General features: G+C 69.7%; 14 protein-coding genes and 1 pseudogene. 10 read left to right on the plus strand and 5 right to left on the minus strand.

Annotated features, from left to right (window positions below; translation table 11 throughout):
- Positions 1-254 precede the first annotated feature (254 nt).
- Together GA0070618_RS22385 and GA0070618_RS22390 are read left to right on the plus strand one after the other, a co-directional pair.
- Entirely contained in the window at positions 255-1,682 is a 1,428-nt protein-coding gene (locus GA0070618_RS22385; RefSeq protein ID WP_088985739.1) for an Nramp family divalent metal transporter, read from the plus strand.
- Positions 1,683-2,091: 409 nt separating this feature from the next.
- Positions 2,092-3,294, plus strand: a complete 1,203-nt coding sequence (locus GA0070618_RS22390; RefSeq protein WP_088983377.1) for a M14 family zinc carboxypeptidase — start codon at positions 2,092-2,094, stop codon at positions 3,292-3,294.
- Positions 3,295-4,128: 834 nt separating this feature from the next.
- On the opposite strand, the gene GA0070618_RS22395 is transcribed toward GA0070618_RS22390, so the two are convergent.
- The 4 genes and pseudogenes from GA0070618_RS22395 to GA0070618_RS34835 form a co-directional block, all read right to left on the minus strand.
- Positions 4,129-4,344 carry a hypothetical protein gene (locus GA0070618_RS22395; protein WP_088983378.1) on the minus strand — a complete coding sequence of 72 codons (216 nt, stop codon included), beginning with the start codon at positions 4,342-4,344 and terminating at the stop codon, positions 4,129-4,131.
- A gap of 515 nt (positions 4,345-4,859) precedes the next feature.
- The gene (locus GA0070618_RS22400; RefSeq protein ID WP_088983379.1) at positions 4,860-5,465 is read right to left on the minus strand and encodes a hypothetical protein; all 606 of its coding nucleotides are present in this window, start codon (positions 5,463-5,465) and stop codon (positions 4,860-4,862) included.
- A 121-nt stretch (positions 5,466-5,586) separates the two neighbouring features.
- Positions 5,587-5,778, minus strand: coding sequence for a hypothetical protein (locus GA0070618_RS33615; protein WP_143740412.1), 192 nt, complete (start codon positions 5,776-5,778; stop codon positions 5,587-5,589).
- 51 nt (positions 5,779-5,829) lie between these two features.
- Positions 5,830-6,146: pseudogene (locus GA0070618_RS34835) on the minus strand (transposase family protein); the annotation flags it as partial.
- Between the two features lie 120 nt (positions 6,147-6,266).
- On the opposite strand from GA0070618_RS34835, the gene GA0070618_RS22405 reads away from it, so the two are divergent.
- A complete protein-coding gene (locus GA0070618_RS22405; RefSeq protein WP_157748984.1) occupies positions 6,267-7,571 on the plus strand; it encodes an MFS transporter in 1,305 nt (434 codons plus the stop codon).
- Positions 7,572-7,807: 236 nt separating this feature from the next.
- Here the strand turns inward: GA0070618_RS22405 and GA0070618_RS22410 are convergent, their stop codons facing one another.
- Positions 7,808-8,899: a LacI family DNA-binding transcriptional regulator gene (locus tag GA0070618_RS22410; protein WP_088983381.1), complete on the minus strand. Its 1,092-nt coding sequence runs from the start codon at positions 8,897-8,899 to the stop codon at positions 7,808-7,810.
- A gap of 146 nt (positions 8,900-9,045) precedes the next feature.
- Between GA0070618_RS22410 and GA0070618_RS22415 the strand changes: the two genes are divergently transcribed.
- The 7 genes from GA0070618_RS22415 to GA0070618_RS22445 all read left to right on the plus strand — a co-directional run bounded on the left by GA0070618_RS22415 (position 9,046) and on the right by GA0070618_RS22445 (position 16,947).
- A complete protein-coding gene (locus tag GA0070618_RS22415) occupies positions 9,046-10,239 on the plus strand; it encodes an amino acid ABC transporter substrate-binding protein (protein ID WP_088983382.1) in 1,194 nt (397 codons plus the stop codon).
- A gap of 8 nt (positions 10,240-10,247) precedes the next feature.
- Positions 10,248-11,135 carry a branched-chain amino acid ABC transporter permease gene (locus tag GA0070618_RS22420; RefSeq protein ID WP_088983383.1) on the plus strand — a complete coding sequence of 296 codons (888 nt, stop codon included), beginning with the start codon at positions 10,248-10,250 and terminating at the stop codon, positions 11,133-11,135.
- The gene (locus GA0070618_RS22425; RefSeq protein WP_231931406.1) at positions 11,119-12,285 is read left to right on the plus strand and encodes a branched-chain amino acid ABC transporter permease; all 1,167 of its coding nucleotides are present in this window, start codon (positions 11,119-11,121) and stop codon (positions 12,283-12,285) included. Before GA0070618_RS22420 ends, GA0070618_RS22425 begins: the two co-directional genes overlap by 17 nt.
- On the plus strand, positions 12,282-13,022 hold the full coding sequence (locus GA0070618_RS22430) for an ABC transporter ATP-binding protein (protein WP_088983384.1): 741 nt from the start codon (positions 12,282-12,284) through the stop codon (positions 13,020-13,022). Before GA0070618_RS22425 ends, GA0070618_RS22430 begins: the two co-directional genes overlap by 4 nt.
- On the plus strand, positions 13,012-13,761 hold the full coding sequence (locus GA0070618_RS22435) for an ABC transporter ATP-binding protein (protein ID WP_088983385.1): 750 nt from the start codon (positions 13,012-13,014) through the stop codon (positions 13,759-13,761). The genes GA0070618_RS22430 and GA0070618_RS22435 overlap by 11 nt, the downstream gene beginning before the upstream one ends.
- Positions 13,762-13,865: 104 nt before the next feature.
- Entirely contained in the window at positions 13,866-14,822 is a 957-nt protein-coding gene (locus tag GA0070618_RS22440) for a LamG-like jellyroll fold domain-containing protein (protein ID WP_088983386.1), read from the plus strand.
- A gap of 37 nt (positions 14,823-14,859) precedes the next feature.
- Complete coding sequence (locus tag GA0070618_RS22445; RefSeq protein WP_172900317.1) at positions 14,860-16,947, plus strand: PQQ-dependent sugar dehydrogenase; 2,088 nt, start codon at positions 14,860-14,862, stop codon at positions 16,945-16,947.
- Positions 16,948-17,041 lie beyond the last annotated feature (94 nt).

The raw sequence follows: 17,041 nt of genomic DNA on the forward strand, positions 1-17,041 counted from the left end.
GGTGTAGGACCGACTTCGGCGATCTGTTCAGATATCGGCAATGGTGATTGCAATCTCCGCGTAGGTCCGGTCTGCTCCGGTTACCTTGCCGCAGGTCAGGGGAACCAGACACCGCAGGTCTCCCGCGCCTCGGATCCATCCCGGGGGAAGCCGCCGGTCGGCTACGGGCTCCATGGGCCGCGCGCCGTCCGGCTCGGCGGGTTTCGGTGCGGCGGCGGCGTGGGTACCGGGCCCCCACCACCCTGGAGGCTCCGATGACGCAGACCGCCGCCGACCGCTTCCCGACCCGACACGTGCCCGGACCCACCGTCCGGGACCTGCCCCCACCGCCCCGGTCGACCTGGAAGGTCATCGGCCCGGGGGTGATCGCCGCCGGGGTCGGCCTCGCGTCGGGTGAGTTCATCCTCTACCCGTACATCGCCTCGCAGGTGGGGTTGGTGTTCCTCTGGGCCGCCGCCGTCGGGCTGGTCACCCAGTGGTTCCTGAACATGGAGATCGAGCGGTACACGCTGGCGACCGGGGAGACCGCGCTGACCGGGTTCTCCCGGTTCTGGCGGCACTGGGGCCTGGTCTTCGCGGTCATGACGTACTTCGCCAACCTCTGGCCCGGCTGGGCGTCGAGTTCGGCCACCATGGTCACGTACCTCTTCGGTGGCGGGAACGTCACCTGGATCGCCGTCGGCATGCTGCTCGCCATCGGGCTGACCCTGACCCTGGCCCCGGTGGTCTACACCGCGCTCGAGCGGGTGGAGTTCCTGAAGGTCGGCCTGGTCGTGTTCTTCGTGGTGGTGGCGGTGTTCTTCGCCATCTCCGCCGACGCCTGGGGCGAGTTGCCCCGTACGGTCACCGCGCCGGACTTCCCGGTCGAGCTGGGGTTCGCGTTGATGCTCTCCGCGCTGGTCTTCGCCGGGGCCGGCGGTGGCCAGAACCTGGTGCAGAGCAACTGGATCAGGGAAAAGGGCTTCGGCATGGGCGCGTACGTCCCCCGCCTGGTCAGCCCGGTCACCGGCCGCAAGGAGGCGGCGCCGGACGTGGCAGGTTTCGTGTTCGAACCGACCGAGGAAAACCTGCGCCGGTGGCGCCGGTGGTGGCGGCTGGCCAACCGGGAGCAACTGGTCACCTTCGTGCTGATCTCCTTCGTCACCATCACGTTGATGTCGATGCTGGCCTACTCCACCGTGTACGGAGAGCCGGGGCTGGCCAACAGCGTGGACTTCCTGGCGGTGGAGGGGCAACGGCTCCAGGAACTGGTTGGCGGCTGGTTCGGCATCCTGTTCTGGCTGATCGGGGCGTTCTCGCTGTTCGCCGCCGCGATGGGCATCGTGGACTACACCAGCCGGCTCGCCGCCGACGTGCTCGCCACCTCGTACCTGCGCCGGGCCTCGGAGAGCCGGATCTACTTCTTCCTGGTCTGGGGCCTGGTCGGGCTGGGCTGCGCGATCCTGCTCGCTGGCTTCGCCCAGCCGCTGCTGCTGCTGGTCATCTCGGCCTGCGTCGGCGGGCTGATGATGTTCATCTACGCCATCCTGCTGCTGGTGGTCAACCGTAAGGTGCTGCCGGAGCAGATCCGCCCGCGTGGCTACCGGGTGGCGGCCCTGGTGTGGGCGGTGGCGCTGTTCGGGGTGTTCTCCGTCCTTACCATCTGGCAGCATGGCGGAAAGCTGATCGACTGGCTGAGCTGAGCCGCGTCCCACTCCGAGTGGGCGCCGTCGCCCCGCCCAGGGCCCGGCGTCCACCGTACGGGTGATCACTTTCCGGGTCCGGGTGACGGCGCGGAGACGAGCACCGTCCGATTCGGAGCGACAAACAGGACACCCGGCGAGAGTCGTCCGGCCGAGGGGTGGGCACCCGCTCCAGCCACGCTGCGTAACAGGTTTGTCGCGTCGACCCACCCTGCATCTGACTCGAAAAATTTCCGGCTCTCTATTGCCTCCCTCCGTTTGCGCAGGTCAAGATCCCCTTAAGCAAAAGGTGGTCCGCTTCCCGGGCGTCACCGGCGCTCTTCTGCGCCCAGCTCGCGGTCGGCGGATCCACGAGAGGAGTAACGTGCAGCCACACACAACGTCAACGATCCTCCGCTCCCGCAGGGCCATGGCCGCCGCCGTCACGGCTGCGCTCGCCGGCTCGATCCTGACCGCTCCGGGCGTCTCCGCCGCCGCTCCCGAGGGTCCGGGGGAGGGCAGCTGCAAGGTTGCCGAGGACCCGTCCTGGTCGGGCTGGAGCAACCACGAGCAGGTCGGCGAGCGGCTGGCGCAGATCGAGCGCACCAGCGGCGGCCGGGTGGACGTCGAGGTGGTCGGGCGCTCGTCGGAGGGCCGGGAGCTGTATGCCGCCCGGGTCGGCACCGGTGACAAGGTGCTGCTGGTCACCAGCGCGATCCACGGTAACGAGCGGACCGGCACCGAGGCGCTGCTCAACATCCTCAAGCACCTGGGCAGCGCCGGTGACGCGCAGACGCGGCAGATCCTCAACGAGGTCACCTTCGTCGCCATGCCGATGACCAACCCCGACGGCGGCGAGCTCAACCGGCGGATCAACGTGCAGTCCTGGGGCGACACGGTCGCGGAGTTCCCGCAGCTGGCCGACGCCCCGACCGCCTGGTACCACCGGCCCAACGGCGACGGCATCAACCTGCCCGGCTTCGACCTGAACCGGGACTTCAACCCGGACCTCGACTACGTGCCGAGCGCCGCCGACCTGCCGGGTCGCCAGACCGACGCCGGCTTCTTCCTCGCCCCCGAGTCGCGGGCCGTCCGGGACGTCTACGTCGACCTGCGGGACGAGAAGGGCGCCGTCGACGCGTACATCGACCTGCACCACATGGGACCGTGCAGCCGGGTCACCGGCGGTGAGCAGGACGGCAAGCTGATCTCCGTCTCGCTCGACTACCCGCCGCTGGGTGTGCAGGACGGCGCCGCGTACAAGGCGAAGTGGCCGGCGCTGGACCAGGACAAGTCCCGCCGCTACGCCCTCACCGTCGCCAACGGCATGATCGAGAAGTACGGCAACCAGTCGAAGCTCGCGGCCATCGGCCGGTACCTCCACCCGGACGAGCGGGAGTACGCGGGCCAGGGCCGCTCGGCGTTCGCCCTCAACGGCACCGGCACGGTGCTGTTCGAGGTGCGCGGCCAGCAGGACGACCTGGGCCAGAAGCAGCAGGGCATGTTCGTGCAGAGCGTGCAGACCGGCATTCAGTCGCTGATCGACGGCCTGGCCGACGGCACCGTCGACCAGGTCGAGGGGGACGACTTCTTCGAGCTGCCCGACTACGGCTGGGACACCACGAACGACTGACGATCCCTGGCGACTGGCGGCCCCTGGAGCAGGAAGCTCCGGGGGCCGCTGGCGTCGGCAGCACCAGGAGCCGGCTGGCCGCGACACCACCGACGGCGGCCATCGTGATGGTCGGCGCAGCGCTGCCGCAGGGCGGGGTGGCGGTGCCCATACCGACAGCGGCACTCAACGTCACCGACGCAGCGGACCGCAGTAGGCGTACGTCTGGGTGGCTCTACCGAAGAACCCTTCCCGGGAGCCGAGCGCCAGCCCGTCGAGATGGACTGGCGCTCGGAACTGCCGGGAGTACGATCGGATCCGAACTGGTCATGGTGATGTCGGCTTCGGCGTGCTTTCCGCCGACGACCAGCGGCCGGCCGTGTTGTTTCAGCCGGCGACGATGTCCTCGACACCGCCGCGGTAGGACACGACGTCCTCGACGCCGCCGATGAACTTGTAGGTAGCCATGAACGTTCTCCTCTCACTCCTAATTGCACGAACAGGATGCCCATGAGAGTGGCCGGATCGTCTCCGCGTGTCAAGGTGCGAAAAGGGAAAGGTAAGCCGGGTGGGCCAGCGCAATCCGGCCACGTGATCAAACAGCTCATCTCGGATATTAGTGACGCGACGCAGGGCGATCCGACAAAGGCTGATAATGGGTGCCGCTTAGCCGATGGCTTGCATCCGAAAATCGCTGACAGGCGGCCTTGACGTAACGGACGGTGTCATCGACGCCGTCGTTGGGCAGGCCCGGTGGCGACGGGCCGTACTGGCAGGATTTGGCAGACCTCGGGGTGACTCTCCCGGTCGGAGTGATGTCGTACGTTCTGTCATGACCGGTGGCGAAGCTTCCAGCTAGGGCGAGCAGGCGGCGTCGTCATCGGACAGTTGCCCGACTGTCGGCAGGGCGAGCAGCACTGCTCGGTCGTGGATGACCGCCACCTGGATGTCGTGGCCGTCGTCGTACTCGGGAATCTGCACGACCTCGACCCGTTCGGCTAAGACAGGCTGGCCCGGCGGTTCGGCGAAGGTCAATAGGTGCATCGCGGTCGCCGGGGGAGTGCCGAGCACCCGACCGGTCGTAGCTTCGCTGATCGGTCAGGTGCGCGGTCGCTTCTCTCACGGAGTGCGCGTCGGGCGACTGCCGGGCTGCGGACGGGGGAGTGGCCTGGACTGCGCTGATGGATCGCGGCTTTGCGCTTTGCCCGCCGGTCCAGCCATGGCCGGGCGCGGCGATTTCCAAGCGCTCGACACGTCGAGTCGACGGCATCGCCATGATCTGCACGGACTTCATTTTCGCCAGGATTGCAGCCGGCCGGACGGCGGGTGGTGACGGTCGAAAGTGGTCGGTTGCCTTACGCGAACAGAGCGATGGGCAACGCACTCGTCCCGGCTACTTGCGGCCGTCGAATAGCGGTCCGGAGAGGATTTCCGGTCTCGCCCTGCATGAGGTCCAAGACCAGCCGAAACTCACGATGAGAAGCGCTCACTGTGGACGAAGTATCTGGTCCCGGATTCGCCTTCAGCGCGCATGGTGATGGAGAATTCCCCAGCGAGGTTGGTGGGAAGAAGTCGATAGAGCACGCTCATGGGATCACCGTGCTGGCATCGAGTGCTTCCACGATCAGGGGTTCGTCGTCGTTTGGTGCTCCGACGGACCATACGCGAACTTTGGAGCCGATTGCGGGTATCTGAGGCTGGAGAAGAGTCGCGTCTGCATTTTCCGGGTTGGTGCGGTGCCAGCGTGCGCGGATGCGCGATGCCTCTCTGATGGCGACGGTGAGGGTGAAGGATGACACGCTTCCGTGCTCCGTAAGGCTCACCGTGCGGTCGATGACGTGTCCCGCCGATGGTTGCGCGTGGTTCCGTGTCGCGTGCCAGCGCTCGGCGAGTTGGGCCTCACGGCGTGAGAGCCGGCGTGATTCCGTCAATGCGATTCCACACCCGGTCAGAAAGAAGGCCGGCAGGATGGTGAAGATCAGATTGAACCACCACCCCGGCGAGTCGCTTGTCCAGAGGAAGACGAGCAGAAGGCTTGTGCTGAGCGTGCCGGCGACCAGCAGGGCCCAGAGAATGACGAGAGCGGAAGGGCGCAGCCGTCTTCCGAACTGGATCTTCATCGGTGCGGTCGCGTCGTCTCCGAAGGATCTGACCAGGTGCACGATGTGACTGATCGGTGCGTCGTCCGTCATCGCGCAACCGTCAGTGACTTCCGAGGTGTTCCGAGGCTGTGGCGGGGCTTCACTGGCCTACCTTCGCACTTATAGATGTGTATGTCACGGTTTCGAATGACTCGCTCGGGATTGGCGTTCCCTATTTCTGCAGCGCGATGGCGAGGCCCGTGAGGAGGAAGGCCGCGCCGAGGATGGCGAGGCTGGTAGCCAGGATCGCGAGATCTGCCAAATCGGGTATGAAGAAGAGGAGTGCGGCGCTGAAACATGCGGCCACGCCTCCGATCAGCCATGGAGTTGGCCCAGGAGCTGGCTGGTGCTCCCAGTCCGTCATCGGATCATGATATCGATGTGGCTCTGCCCGCCGTCTCGCCTCCGATCAGAGCATGGGACCGACGGGACGTTCGCCGACCGCGCGGATCTTGGCGTGGTGCCGGTTGACGGTCTTCTACCGGCGGGACAGTCGCGGTCGGTGACGGCGGCGCTTGACGGGCGTTCGGATGCTGCCGCCGGTGCCTTGGTATGCCTTGTCGGCGAAGGCCACGACGTTCGCGCCGCCCAGAGCGTCGATAGGCCGTGGGTGCGTGCGGCGGTCAGGTCGTGCACGGTGCTAGGCCGGGCGGGCGAGGCCCAGATGAGGCGTTCCTTGCAGTCCGCGATGACCTGCACGTCGACTCCGTGCCGTTGGTGCTTTCCGCCAAACCGTCGTGACGCTGACTGCGGAGCCACCTCCTGATGCCGGCACCGGCTTCCGGTCCAGGCGGTCCCGGACCGGTAACGTCGGCGCATGGGCCTTCTCCGACCCGCACGAGAGGGTGTTGCGTGAAGCAGGGCGCGGTGCCGGCCGCCTCACCGGATCTGCGGCGGATGCTCCTCGCCTACACGGTCAGCACCGTCGGCACGCTGCTCGGCAGCGGCGTCGTCCTGTGGATCGCCATCACGGAGGTCGGTGTCGGCGGCGGCGAACTGGGGCTGTTGAGTGGCGTGGCGACCCTCGCGGCGGGTGCCACCGCCCTGCTGGTCGCGCCGAGGATCGACACCTGGCACAAGCGGTCGGTGATGATCTCGCTGGACCTGCTGGCGGGCGTCGCCCTGCTCAGCCTCAGCCTCGCCGCCTGGGCCGGGACGGTGACGGTGGGGCACCTGGCGGCGGTGGCCGCTACCGAGATGTCGGTGGCGATCCTCTTTGCCGCCGCGAGCACGTCGATGCTCAAACACATCGGCCGCGATCGCCTGGACTGGGCGCTCGGACGGCAGGAGTCGGTGTTCTGGGCGGCCCAGCTGATCGGTCCGCCTGTCGGCGGCGTGGTGACCTCGGCCGTCGGCCCGTCCCTGACCCTCGCCGGCAACAGCGCGTCGTTCCTGGTGTCCGCCGTCCTGCTGGCCGGGATGTCCGAACCGGGTCCCGCTGCCGAACGGGCGTCGACCGGCCTCCGGGTCGGCGAAGGTCTCCGCACCATCTGGCGGGTGCCGACACTTCGTGCTCTCTACGTCAACGCTGTGCTCTTCGGGTCCGCCCTCATGGCCACGAACCCGATCCTGGCGCTGTTCATCGTGCGTGACCTGGGGCTGTCCGCGTGGGAGTACGGGCTGACCCTCGGCGTCCCGTGCCTCGGCGGGATGGTCGCGGGCTCGCTGTCGTACCGGTGGATCCGGCGGTGGGGAAGGGATCGGGTCCTGCGCGGCACCGGACTGGTCCGCGTCGTCTGGCTGCTTCCCCTCGCCGTCGTACCGGCGGGGCCCGCGGCGCTTGCGGCGGTCCTGGCGTTGCAGTTCGGCCTGCTCTTCACCACAGGGCTGTTCAACCCGACCTTCGCGTCCACGCGGATGACGGTCACCCCGGCGGACCGGATCAGCTCGGTCGTCGGCAGTTGGGCGGCCACCACGCGACTGGTTCACCCGATCGCCATCGCGGCGGTCGGCCTCCTGGCCGAGATCCTGGGTGCCCGCGCCGCACTCGCGGTCGGTGCCGGACTGGGCGCGCTCAGTGTCCTTCCGCTGCTGAGTCGGTCGTTCCGCGGTCAGTCCGGCCGGGACGTGACCGGGGACGACGCCACGGCCGGCGACGACGTGGAGATCGTCCTCGCACGGGCTGGACGGGTCCGGGAAGCACCAAGCCAGCAGTGACACGACGAGCGGCGACAGCCCCGCTGCGGACGCCGAGCGGCCGGGCCGCGTCCGCACCGGCTGACCACGGCCGGAGAGCGCTGACCGCCGCACCGGACCGAACCCCGGGACACCGCGAGGAACCGGGCACGTCGGCGATCCGTCGTCGTACCCAGGTGGGCGTCACCGGGGCGCCGGTCCTCCGTCCAGGGCCGTCGCGGCGCCCGGACGGTCCGTCACCGGCGCCTGCCGGCGCCTCAGCTGACGGGCCTGACGACTCCCCTCCGCTCGCCGGCCTCGGCGCGGCTCGCCGGCAGCACCGTGGGGACGGGTCCGGTCGAGTCGCGGACCACCAGGAGGTGGCCGATCGTCCGGCGGCGGGGGCGGGTCGCCCGGGGCTTGAGCGCGAGCGACAGCACCATCCGCCCCATGTCGGTCATCGGCAGCCGGATGGTGGTGAGGCTGGGAGCGAGGTCGGCGGCGACGGGGACGTCGTCGAACCCGACGACCGACATCCGCTCGGGCACGGGGATGCGGTGTGCCCGCAGCGTCGACAGCACGCCGATGGCCATCGCGTCGTTGAGCGCGATGATCGCGGTGGTCTGGGGGCGCTCGCGCAGGATCCGTTCGGCGGCGACCCGGCCGCCGTCGCGGGTGAAGTCGGAGTGCACGACCGGAAGGTCGTCGAGGGAGAGCCCACGCTGGCGCAGTGCGGTCGCCACGCCGGCGAGCCGGTCGGCGACGGTGGTGAGCCCGGCGGTGCCGGCGGCGACGGCGATGTGGCGGTGCCCGAGGTTCAGCAGGTGATCCGTGAGGGCGCGACCGCCGGCCTCGTTCTCGGGCAGGACCGCGTCGACGCCGAGGGCGTGCCGGCCGATGACGGCGACCCGGCCGCCCTGGCGCTGGAACTCGGCGAGTTCGGCGCGGGCCTCGGCCTCGACCTGGGCGTCGTCGTAGCCTGATCCGGCGATCAGGATGGTCCCGACCCGCTGGGCGATGAGGTGGCGCAGCTGCCGTAGCTCCGCGTCCGGGTCCCGGCCGGAGTGGCAGATCTGCACCAGCAGCCCCTCCTCGGCGGCCACCTGGATGACCCCGCCGGCGATCTCCGAGAAGTAGGGGTCGTCGACCTGGTGCACGACCAGCCCGACGGTCGAGCTCGCGCCGCCGGCGAGGGTGCGGGCGTACGGGTTGGCGACGTACCCCAGATCCCGGGCGACCTGCCGGACGCGCCCCGCGACCTCCTCGCTGACCCCCTCCCGGCCGGCGAGGGCGCGGGACGCGGTCGCCAGGGAGACGCCCGCGCGCTCCGCCACGTCGATCAGACGCAGTCTCGGACCTGGTCTGGGCATCGGCAACTCCCCGGAAACATCAATGTCATCTGACTATTGCCAGTGGCGTAGACCACAGCCTAGTCTACGGAAGCGCTTTCGTAAGCGCTTCCGTCCCGGCAAAGGAGCGTCTCGGGATGACAACCCGATTGAAGCGAATCCAGTGGATGACAGCACTCGGCGCGAGTCTCACCCTCGCGCTCACGGCCTGCGGTGACGGCGGCGGCGGGGGTTCCGGTGCCGACGATCCGATCGTGGTGGGGATCTCCCTGCCCCTGACCGGGGACTTCTCCGAACCGGGCAAGGGCGTCCAGCGCGGCTACGAGGCCTGGGCCAAGATCACCAATGACAAGGGCGGTCTTCTGGGCCGCAAGATCGAGCTGAAGATCCTCGACGACCAGTCCAACGCGGATCGCGTGGTCGCCGACTACGAGCAGCTCATCGGCAAGGACAACGTGGACCTCGTGGTGGGCCCGTTCTCGACCCGCCTCGTGGTGCCTGCGGCCCGTGTCGCCGAGGAGTACGGCATGCTCTTCGTCGAGCCGGCGGGCGCGGCGAAGGAGGTCTTCGAGCAGGGCTTCAAGAACATGTTCTACGCCGCCCCGGCGGTGGCGAACGACCACTACAACCACCTGGCCGAGTACATCCTGGCACTGCCGCCCGACCAGCGGCCGAAGACCGCGGCGTACGCGGCCATGGACGACCCGTTCGCGCAGGGCACGGCGTACGGGCTGAAGGAGAAGCTCGAAGCGGGCGGCGTCCGCACCGTCGTCGACGAGGTCTACCCGCCGAACACCACCGACTTCGGCAGCATCGCCGCGAAGATCGCGTCGTCCCGGGCCGACCTGGTGGTGGGCGGCTCCCAGTACCAGGACGGGGTGAACCTGATCGTCGCCCTCCAGCAGCTGCGGTACCAGCCGAAGCTGGCGGCCTTCTCCACCGCCCCGACGAACCCCGAGTTCGCCAAGGCGATCGGCAACAAGACCGAGGGGATCATCTCGCCGACCGGGTACACGCAGGACGCGCCGTACCCGAGCAACAAGGAGTTCGTCGAGAAGTACACCGCGCAGTTCGGCTCGCCGCCGGAGGAGGACGAGGCCAACGCGTACACGACCGGACAGGTCGTCGCGGCGGCGGTCACCGCGGTGGGCTGCGCCGAGCAGGGCGACTGCCAGAAGAAGCTGGTCGACTGGATTCGCGGCAACACCGTGGAGACGGTGGTCGGTCCGCTCTCCTGGGACGAGACGGGCAAGCCCAAGGGCGCCCACATGATCCAGCAGTGGGTGGGCGGCAAGATCCAGATCGTGCTGCCGGCCGACGCCAAGGAGACCGACCTCGTCTACCCGAAGCCGGCCTGGTAGGAGACGACATGCCCTCCGGTGCCCTGCTCTTCCAGAGCATCATCCTGGGTCTGCTGCTGGGAGGGCTCTACGCCCTCCTGGCAGCGGGACTCACCCTCTACTTCGGCATCATGCGGGTCGTGATGATCGCCCACTCGGCGTTCCTCATCCTCGCCGCGTACCTCGCCTGGTGGTCCCATACCCGGCTCGGCATCGACCCGCTGCTGTCGATGATCGCGACCGTGCCGCTCTTCTTCGCCTGCGGCGTCCTGTTGCAGCGGCTGCTCCTGGCCCGGCTGCGTCCGGCCACGCTGACCATGATGTCGGTGCTGCTGACGTTCTCGATCGCGGTCGTGGTCGAGGGTCTGCTCGGCTACCTGTTCACCGGCACCCAGCGGCGGATCCAGCTCGACTACAGCTCGGCGAGCTTCGGGATCTTCGGCGCCCGGGTCGCGGTGGTCAAGCTGATCGCGTTCGGGCTCGCCGCCGTCGCCCTGCTCACGCTCTACCTGCTGATGAAGAAGACCACCTTCGGCTGGGCCCTGCGGGCCACCATCCAGCACCGCGACGCGGCGCGGCTGGTGGGCATCGAGACCGAGCGGGTGGCCGGGTACGGCTTCGGTCTCGGCCTCGCCACCGCGGCCGTCGGCGGCACGGCCCTGGCCCTGGACACCACCATCTACCCGTCGCTGCACTGGCACTGGATCGGCCCGCTGATGGCCATCATCGTGGTGGGTGGACTGGGCAGCGTGCCCGGCGCTGCGATGGCGGCGATGGTGCTCGGCATGTTGCAGAGCCTGTTGCAGATCCCGCTCGGCACGACCTGGGCGCAGACCATCTTCTACCTGGCCCTGTTCGCGACGCTGGCGTTCCGGCCACAAGGTTTCTTCGGAGGTCGACTTGCCCAGCGCTTCTGAACCGACGACGGTGGCCGTCCCGCCGGCCGGGGCGGTGACGACGCGGCGCGGCCTCGGCCGGATCCTCCAGGTGGCGGCGATCGTGCTGCTCGCCGTGGCGGTGCTGGCCTTCCCGTCCCTGGCGCCCAACCCGTACGTCCTCTCGGCCGGCGTCGTGGTGCTCAACTACGCGGTGCTCTCGACGTCGTGGAACTTCGTCGGCGGGTTCACCGGGTACATCTCCCTCGGCCACGGCGCCCTCGCCGGGCTCGGCGGCTACGGGACCGCCCTGCTGGTCACGAAGGCCGGCCTGCCGAGCTTCGTGGCCCTCGCGGTGGCGGCCCTGCTGGTGGCCGTCCTCGCCGTACCGATCGGCTTCGCCGCGCTGCGGGTCCGTGGCGCGTCGTTCGTCATCGTCTCGATCGCGTTGGTGCTGATCCTGCTGCTGGTCTTCCAGAGCTGGGCGTCGCTCACCGGCGGGTCACGCGGTCTGGTCGTGCCGCGCCCGTTCCCGGACCTGCTCCGCCCGGAGCACCACCGGGTGTTCTACTACCTCTTCACCGGCCTGCTCGCGCTGGCCCTGCTGGCCTGGTGGGTCGTCGACCGCTCCCGGTTCGGCCTCGGGCTGAAGGCCATCCGGGAGGACGAGGACAAGGCGGAGGCGCTGGGCACCCCGACCTTCGCGTACAAGCTGGTGGTGTTCGTGGTCTCGGCGGCGTTCACCGCCCTGGGCGGCGGGCTCTACGCGCTCTGGTTCGGCGACCTCGACCCGGTGTTCCAGTTCTCCATCCTCACCGGCTCGTACTTGGTGCTGATGGCGCTGCTCGGCGGTGTCCGGAACCTGTTCGGCCCGCTGATCGGCGCGCTGGTGGTCGGCATCGGGCTGGAGTACTTCAAGGTGGAGTTCGGCGACACGCAGTTGCACCTGGTCGCGACGGGCCTGCTGCTCGCGCTGGTCGTGCTCTTCATGCCCGACGGCGTGCTGCCGGCGGTCGGTTCCCTGCTCGGCCGGATGCGGCCGGCGCAGAACTCGATCCGCGAGGTCACCGCTGCCGAGTTGCGCGAGCAGCGCGCCGCAGCCGCCGGCGCGCCGGCCGCCCGGGAGCCGGTGGACGCCGCTGCCGGCGGCACCGCCGGTGCGCGGTCCCAGTCGCGAGAGGAGCGGACATGAGCGAGGTACGGGGTCTGGCCACCGCCGGGCTCACCAAGGCGTTCGGTGGCGTGGTGGCGCTCGACGGCGCGACCGTCGAGTTCCAGCACGGCAAGGTCAACGCGCTGATCGGGCCCAACGGGTCGGGCAAGACCACCTTCTTCAACTGCGTCACCGGGATGATCCGGCCGGACGGCGGGCAGGTCACCTACAGCGGACGGGACATCACCGGCGCGGCCCCGCACCGCATCGTCCACGCCGGCGTCGGCCGTACGTTCCAGCTGTGCCGCGTCTTCCCCCGGATGACCGCGTTGGACAACGTCCTCGCGGCCGTACGTCCGGCCGGCCTGACCGGCCTGCTGCGCGGCGCCCGCGCCCGCGCGGAGGTGGACCGGGCCCGGAGCTGGCTCACCCGGCTCGGCATCGAGCACCTGGCCGACGTGGAGGCGCGCAACATGTCCTGGGGCCAGCAGAAGCTGCTGGAACTCGCCGGGGTGCTGATGAGCGACCCGGAGACCGTCCTGCTCGACGAGCCGGCCGGCGGCGTCAACCCGGCCCTGCTGGACCGGATCGGCACCCTGGTCCGCGAACTCAACGCCGAGGGGCGGACGTTCGTGGTCGTGGAGCACAACATGGACCTCGTGATGAGCGTCAGCGACCACATCGTGGTGTTCGACCGGGGCCGCCCGATCGCCGAGGGCCCGCCGTCGCTCATCCGTTCCGACGAACGCGTCCTGGGGGCCTACCTTGGCGTCTGAAATCGAACTCGTCGACATCCAGGCCGGCTACGGGCGCGCCGCGCCGGTGCTGCGCGGCCTGACCGTCTCGGTGCCCGCGGGCCAGATCGTCTGCCTGGTCGGGCCGAACGGCGCCGGGAAGTCCACCGTCCTGAAGGTCGCCAGCGGGCTGCTCAAACCCCGCTCCGGGAGGATCCTCGTCGGTGGCGTGGACGTGACCGGCCAGGGGCCGCAGCGGATGCTCGCCTCCGGTGTCGCGCACGTCCTCCAGGGGCACAGCGTCTTCCGCGAGATGACCGTGGCGGAGAACGTCCTGCTGGGCGGCTACACGCTGAAGGACAAGGCGCTGATCGCCAAGCGCACGGCCTTCGTCAAGGAGGTCTTCCCGGTCGTCGCGCAGCGCTGGAACTCGCTGGCCGGACTGCTTTCCGGCGGGCAGCAGAAGCAGGTGGAGTTCGCCCGCTCGCTCATGGTCGACCCCAAGGTCGTGCTCCTCGACGAGCCGTCCATGGGTCTCGACCCGAGGGCGACGACCACCGTGTTCGATCAGGTCGTGCGGATGCGCGACGCCGGTACGGCGGTGCTGCTCGTGGAGCAGAACGCCCGGCGGGCGCTGGAGACGGCCGACCTCGGCTGCGTGCTCGACCTCGGGCACGTGCACATCTCCGGGCCGGCTTCGCAGCTGTTGGCCGACCCGCAGCTCGGCGAGCTGTACCTCGGCGGACGGCCCGCCGAGCCGACGGCACCGTCGAAGCGGTAACAGACTCCGACGGGGCAGCGGCACAGAAGAGGTGGAACGCGGGCACGTAAGCGCTTCCGAAAGCGGTTACGTGCCCACCCAGAGCTGAAACGAGGTGTATCGCGATGATCAGAACGAGACGGTTCGCCATCGCCACGGCCACCGTACTGGCGACCGGTGTGCTGGCCGGCGCCGGGGCACCACCGGCCCTGGCGGACCGGAGCAACCCGCGTGACGTCCATCCCCACCTGCGATCGAGCCTGGTCGCCTTCTACGACTTCGACCACCCGGTCGAGGGCGACGCGGCGCTCGAGCGGGACCTGGGCCGCTCCGGCACCGAGATCGAACTCGTCAACGGCGGCGCGGACATGCGCGTGGCCGAGCACGCCTACCCGGGCAGCGGCAACGCGTTGCAGACCCGGCAGGTGAACCCCGCCCAGGCCGGCAACGACGACTGGAAGGCGGGCATCTGGTCGGCCAGCGGCGTACGCACCCTGCGCCCCTTCGCCGGCACCCAGGGCACCACCGTGATGGGCTGGTTCAAGATGGAGATGGACGCCCCGGCACCCAACTCCACCACCGTCAACCCGGCCGACCGGTTCAACGCGATCGGGCTGGCCGGTGTGCTGACCGGCGACTCGGACGGCCACGGCGTCCGGGCGCTGCTGGAACTCATCGACGTCAACGGCGAACTGCGGCTGGTCGCGCTCGGCCGGCGCCTCGACGGGGGCAACTCGCAGACCTTCGCCGCGAGCGAGGACTGGCGGACGCTGCTGCCGAAGGGGGAGTGGGTCCACCTCACGGCCACCTTCGACTTCAACACCGGCGCGCTGGCGCTCTACCGCAACGGCCAGCCGGTGGACGGCTTCTACACCCGCACCGACGACCCGTGGCTCGTGTCCGGCCCCGGCCCGCACGTCACCAGCGCCTCGGACCCGCGAGGCATCAAGATCGGCGGGAGCTTCCCGCAGGACACCGTCGAACGTAACCCGTGCGACTGCCGCATGGACGCCCTGATGTTCCTCGACACCGTCGTCTCGGCGTCCGACGTCGAGAAGCAGTACCGCTACATGGCTCGCTGACCACCCTCCGCACCGCCTCACCGGGAAGGAGACCCGAGTGCGCAGCATCCACAGGATCCGTCTCTCCGCGTTGACAGCCGGTCTGACCGCCGCCACCCTCGTCCTGTCCACCCTGGTCGCCGGCCCCGCCGGGGCCGCCGACGCCGTCCACGACCCGATCGTCGAGATGCCCGTCCAGTCTCGGCTCGGACTGGTCCTGACCGAGTACGCCAGCTTCCCACAGTCGTCCCCCATCCCGGCGCCGACCGACCAGCGGCTCATGCGTACCGCCCGCATCAACACCATCATGGAGCTGCCCGACGGCTCCGGCCGGCGCGCCGTGCCGGACCTCAACGGCCACCTCTACCTGGTCAGGGACGGGGCGCCGTACGTCTACCTGGACGTCGCCGACACGTTCGCGCCGCGCTTCTTCTCCGGCCGTGGGCTCGGGCAGGGCTTCGGCTACGTCGCGTTCCACCCCGAGTTCGGCACCAACGGCCGCTTCTACACCATCCACACCGAGCAGGCGTCGCTGGCCGTCAAGACGCCGGACTACGCCCAGGCCAACAGCATCTACCACGGCGTGATCACCGAGTGGACGGCGACCGACCCGGCCGCCGACACGTTCTCCGGCAGCCGGCGCGAAGTGCTGCGGATCGGCTTCGGCGGCCAGGTCCACGGCATCCAGGAGATCAACTTCAACCCCACCGCGCGGCCCGGCCAGCGCGACTACGGAATGCTCTACCTGGCCGTCGGCGACGGCGGCACCGGCGTCCGCAACACCGAGCCGCAGAACCTGGGCATGGTGCACGGCAAGCTGCTGCGCATCGACCCGCAGGGCACCGACTCGGCCAACGGGCAGTACGGCATCCCGGCGGACAACCCGTTCGTCGGCCAGGCCGGCGCCCTGGGCGAGGTGTACGCGCTCGGGTTCCGCGACCCGCACCGGTTCAGCTGGGACCCGGCCACCGGCCGGATGTTCCTCGGCCACATCGGCGAGCACGCCATCGAGGCGATCTACGAGGTGCGCGCCGGTGACAACTTCGGCTGGAGCGAGCGGGAGGGCGCGTTCGTCTTCGACAAGGCGGGGAGCGCCTGCGACAAGCTCCTGCCGCTGCCGGCGGACGACGCCCGGTACGGCTACACGTACCCGGTCGCGGCGTACGACCACAACCCGCCGCCCGGCTGGAACTGCACCGGCGACGTCGGTGTCGCGGTGGCCGGCGGGTTCGTCTACCGCGGCAACGAGCTGCCCGCGCTGAAGGGCAAGTACGTCTTCGGTGACCTGGTCGACGGGCAGGTCCTCTACACCGAGGCCAACGAGATGCGGCGCGGCCACGACCTGGCCACGATCCACCGCCTCGCGCTCTTCAACGCCGCCGGGCAGCCGGTGCGCATGCAGGACCTTTCCGGCCCCGGCGCCCCGGGCAACCCGGAGCGGGTCGACCTGCGGTTCGGCACCGACGCCGCCGGCGGGCTCTACCTCCTCGCCAAGGCCAACGGGAAGGTCTGGAAGGTGACCGGCACCCGGGAGTTCGCGGACGGCGACGTCGGCGGCACCAAGCTGCACAAGCCCTCGGGCCCGGACAGCTGGACGCCGGTCACCCCGTCGAAGTGGCAGTTCGACCGGGACGAGGTGATCCTCGCCGAGGCGGGCGTCAGCCGGCCCGGCCCGCGCCGTCCGTTCGAGTACGCGGTGGTGACCGACGGGCCGCAGTGGTCGTCCGTGGAGATCGAGGCCGACGTCCGGCTCGACACGCCGGTCGAGGTGAGCAACCGGGACGTGATCGTCGTCTTCGGCTGGCGCTCGGACACCGAGTTCTACTACGCCCACCTGTCGACCGACAACACGATCCTGCCGCACAACGGCATCTTCAAGGTCGACAACGCCGACCGGCAGCGCATCGACTACCAGTGGAACGGCCGGTCGCGGGGCGCGAACCCGGCGATCGTCGACGCCGACTGGCACAAGGTGCGCGTCGTGCACCTGCCGGCCACCGGCGAGATCGCGGTCTACGTGGACGGGAAGAAGGACCCGCTGATGACCGCGAAGGACACCACGTTCGGCTCCGGACGGGTCGGCTTCGGCTCGTTCGACAACATCGGCCGGCTGCGTCACCTGACGGTGACCGGAACCCCGGCCTGAACCGGTCCGGCGGGGACGACGGCAGGACCGTCGTCCCCGCCGGGGACCGGCAGTGTGCGGCACCCGGGGCGACCCGGGTGCCCGAGATGACCCC

The organism is Micromonospora echinospora (assembly GCF_900091495.1).
Lineage (GTDB): Bacteria > Actinomycetota > Actinomycetes > Mycobacteriales > Micromonosporaceae > Micromonospora > Micromonospora echinospora.

Excerpts from the sequence above, each read along its gene's own strand:
- GA0070618_RS22385 (WP_088985739.1), top strand. The coding sequence starts at position 255 with ATGACGCAGACCGCCGCCGACCGCTTCCCGACCCGACACGTGCCCGGA.
- GA0070618_RS22390 (WP_088983377.1), top strand. The coding sequence starts at position 2,092 with ATGGCCGCCGCCGTCACGGCTGCGCTCGCCGGCTCGATCCTGACCGCT.
- GA0070618_RS22400 (WP_088983379.1), bottom strand. The coding sequence starts at position 5,465 with ATGACGGACGACGCACCGATCAGTCACATCGTGCACCTGGTCAGATCC.
- GA0070618_RS33615 (WP_143740412.1), bottom strand. The coding sequence starts at position 5,778 with ATGACGGACTGGGAGCACCAGCCAGCTCCTGGGCCAACTCCATGGCTG.
- GA0070618_RS22410 (WP_088983381.1), bottom strand. The coding sequence starts at position 8,899 with ATGCCCAGACCAGGTCCGAGACTGCGTCTGATCGACGTGGCGGAGCGC.
- GA0070618_RS22415 (WP_088983382.1), top strand. The coding sequence starts at position 9,046 with ATGACAGCACTCGGCGCGAGTCTCACCCTCGCGCTCACGGCCTGCGGT.
- GA0070618_RS22420 (WP_088983383.1), top strand. The coding sequence starts at position 10,248 with ATGCCCTCCGGTGCCCTGCTCTTCCAGAGCATCATCCTGGGTCTGCTG.
- GA0070618_RS22430 (WP_088983384.1), top strand. The coding sequence starts at position 12,282 with ATGAGCGAGGTACGGGGTCTGGCCACCGCCGGGCTCACCAAGGCGTTC.
- GA0070618_RS22440 (WP_088983386.1), top strand. The coding sequence starts at position 13,866 with ATGATCAGAACGAGACGGTTCGCCATCGCCACGGCCACCGTACTGGCG.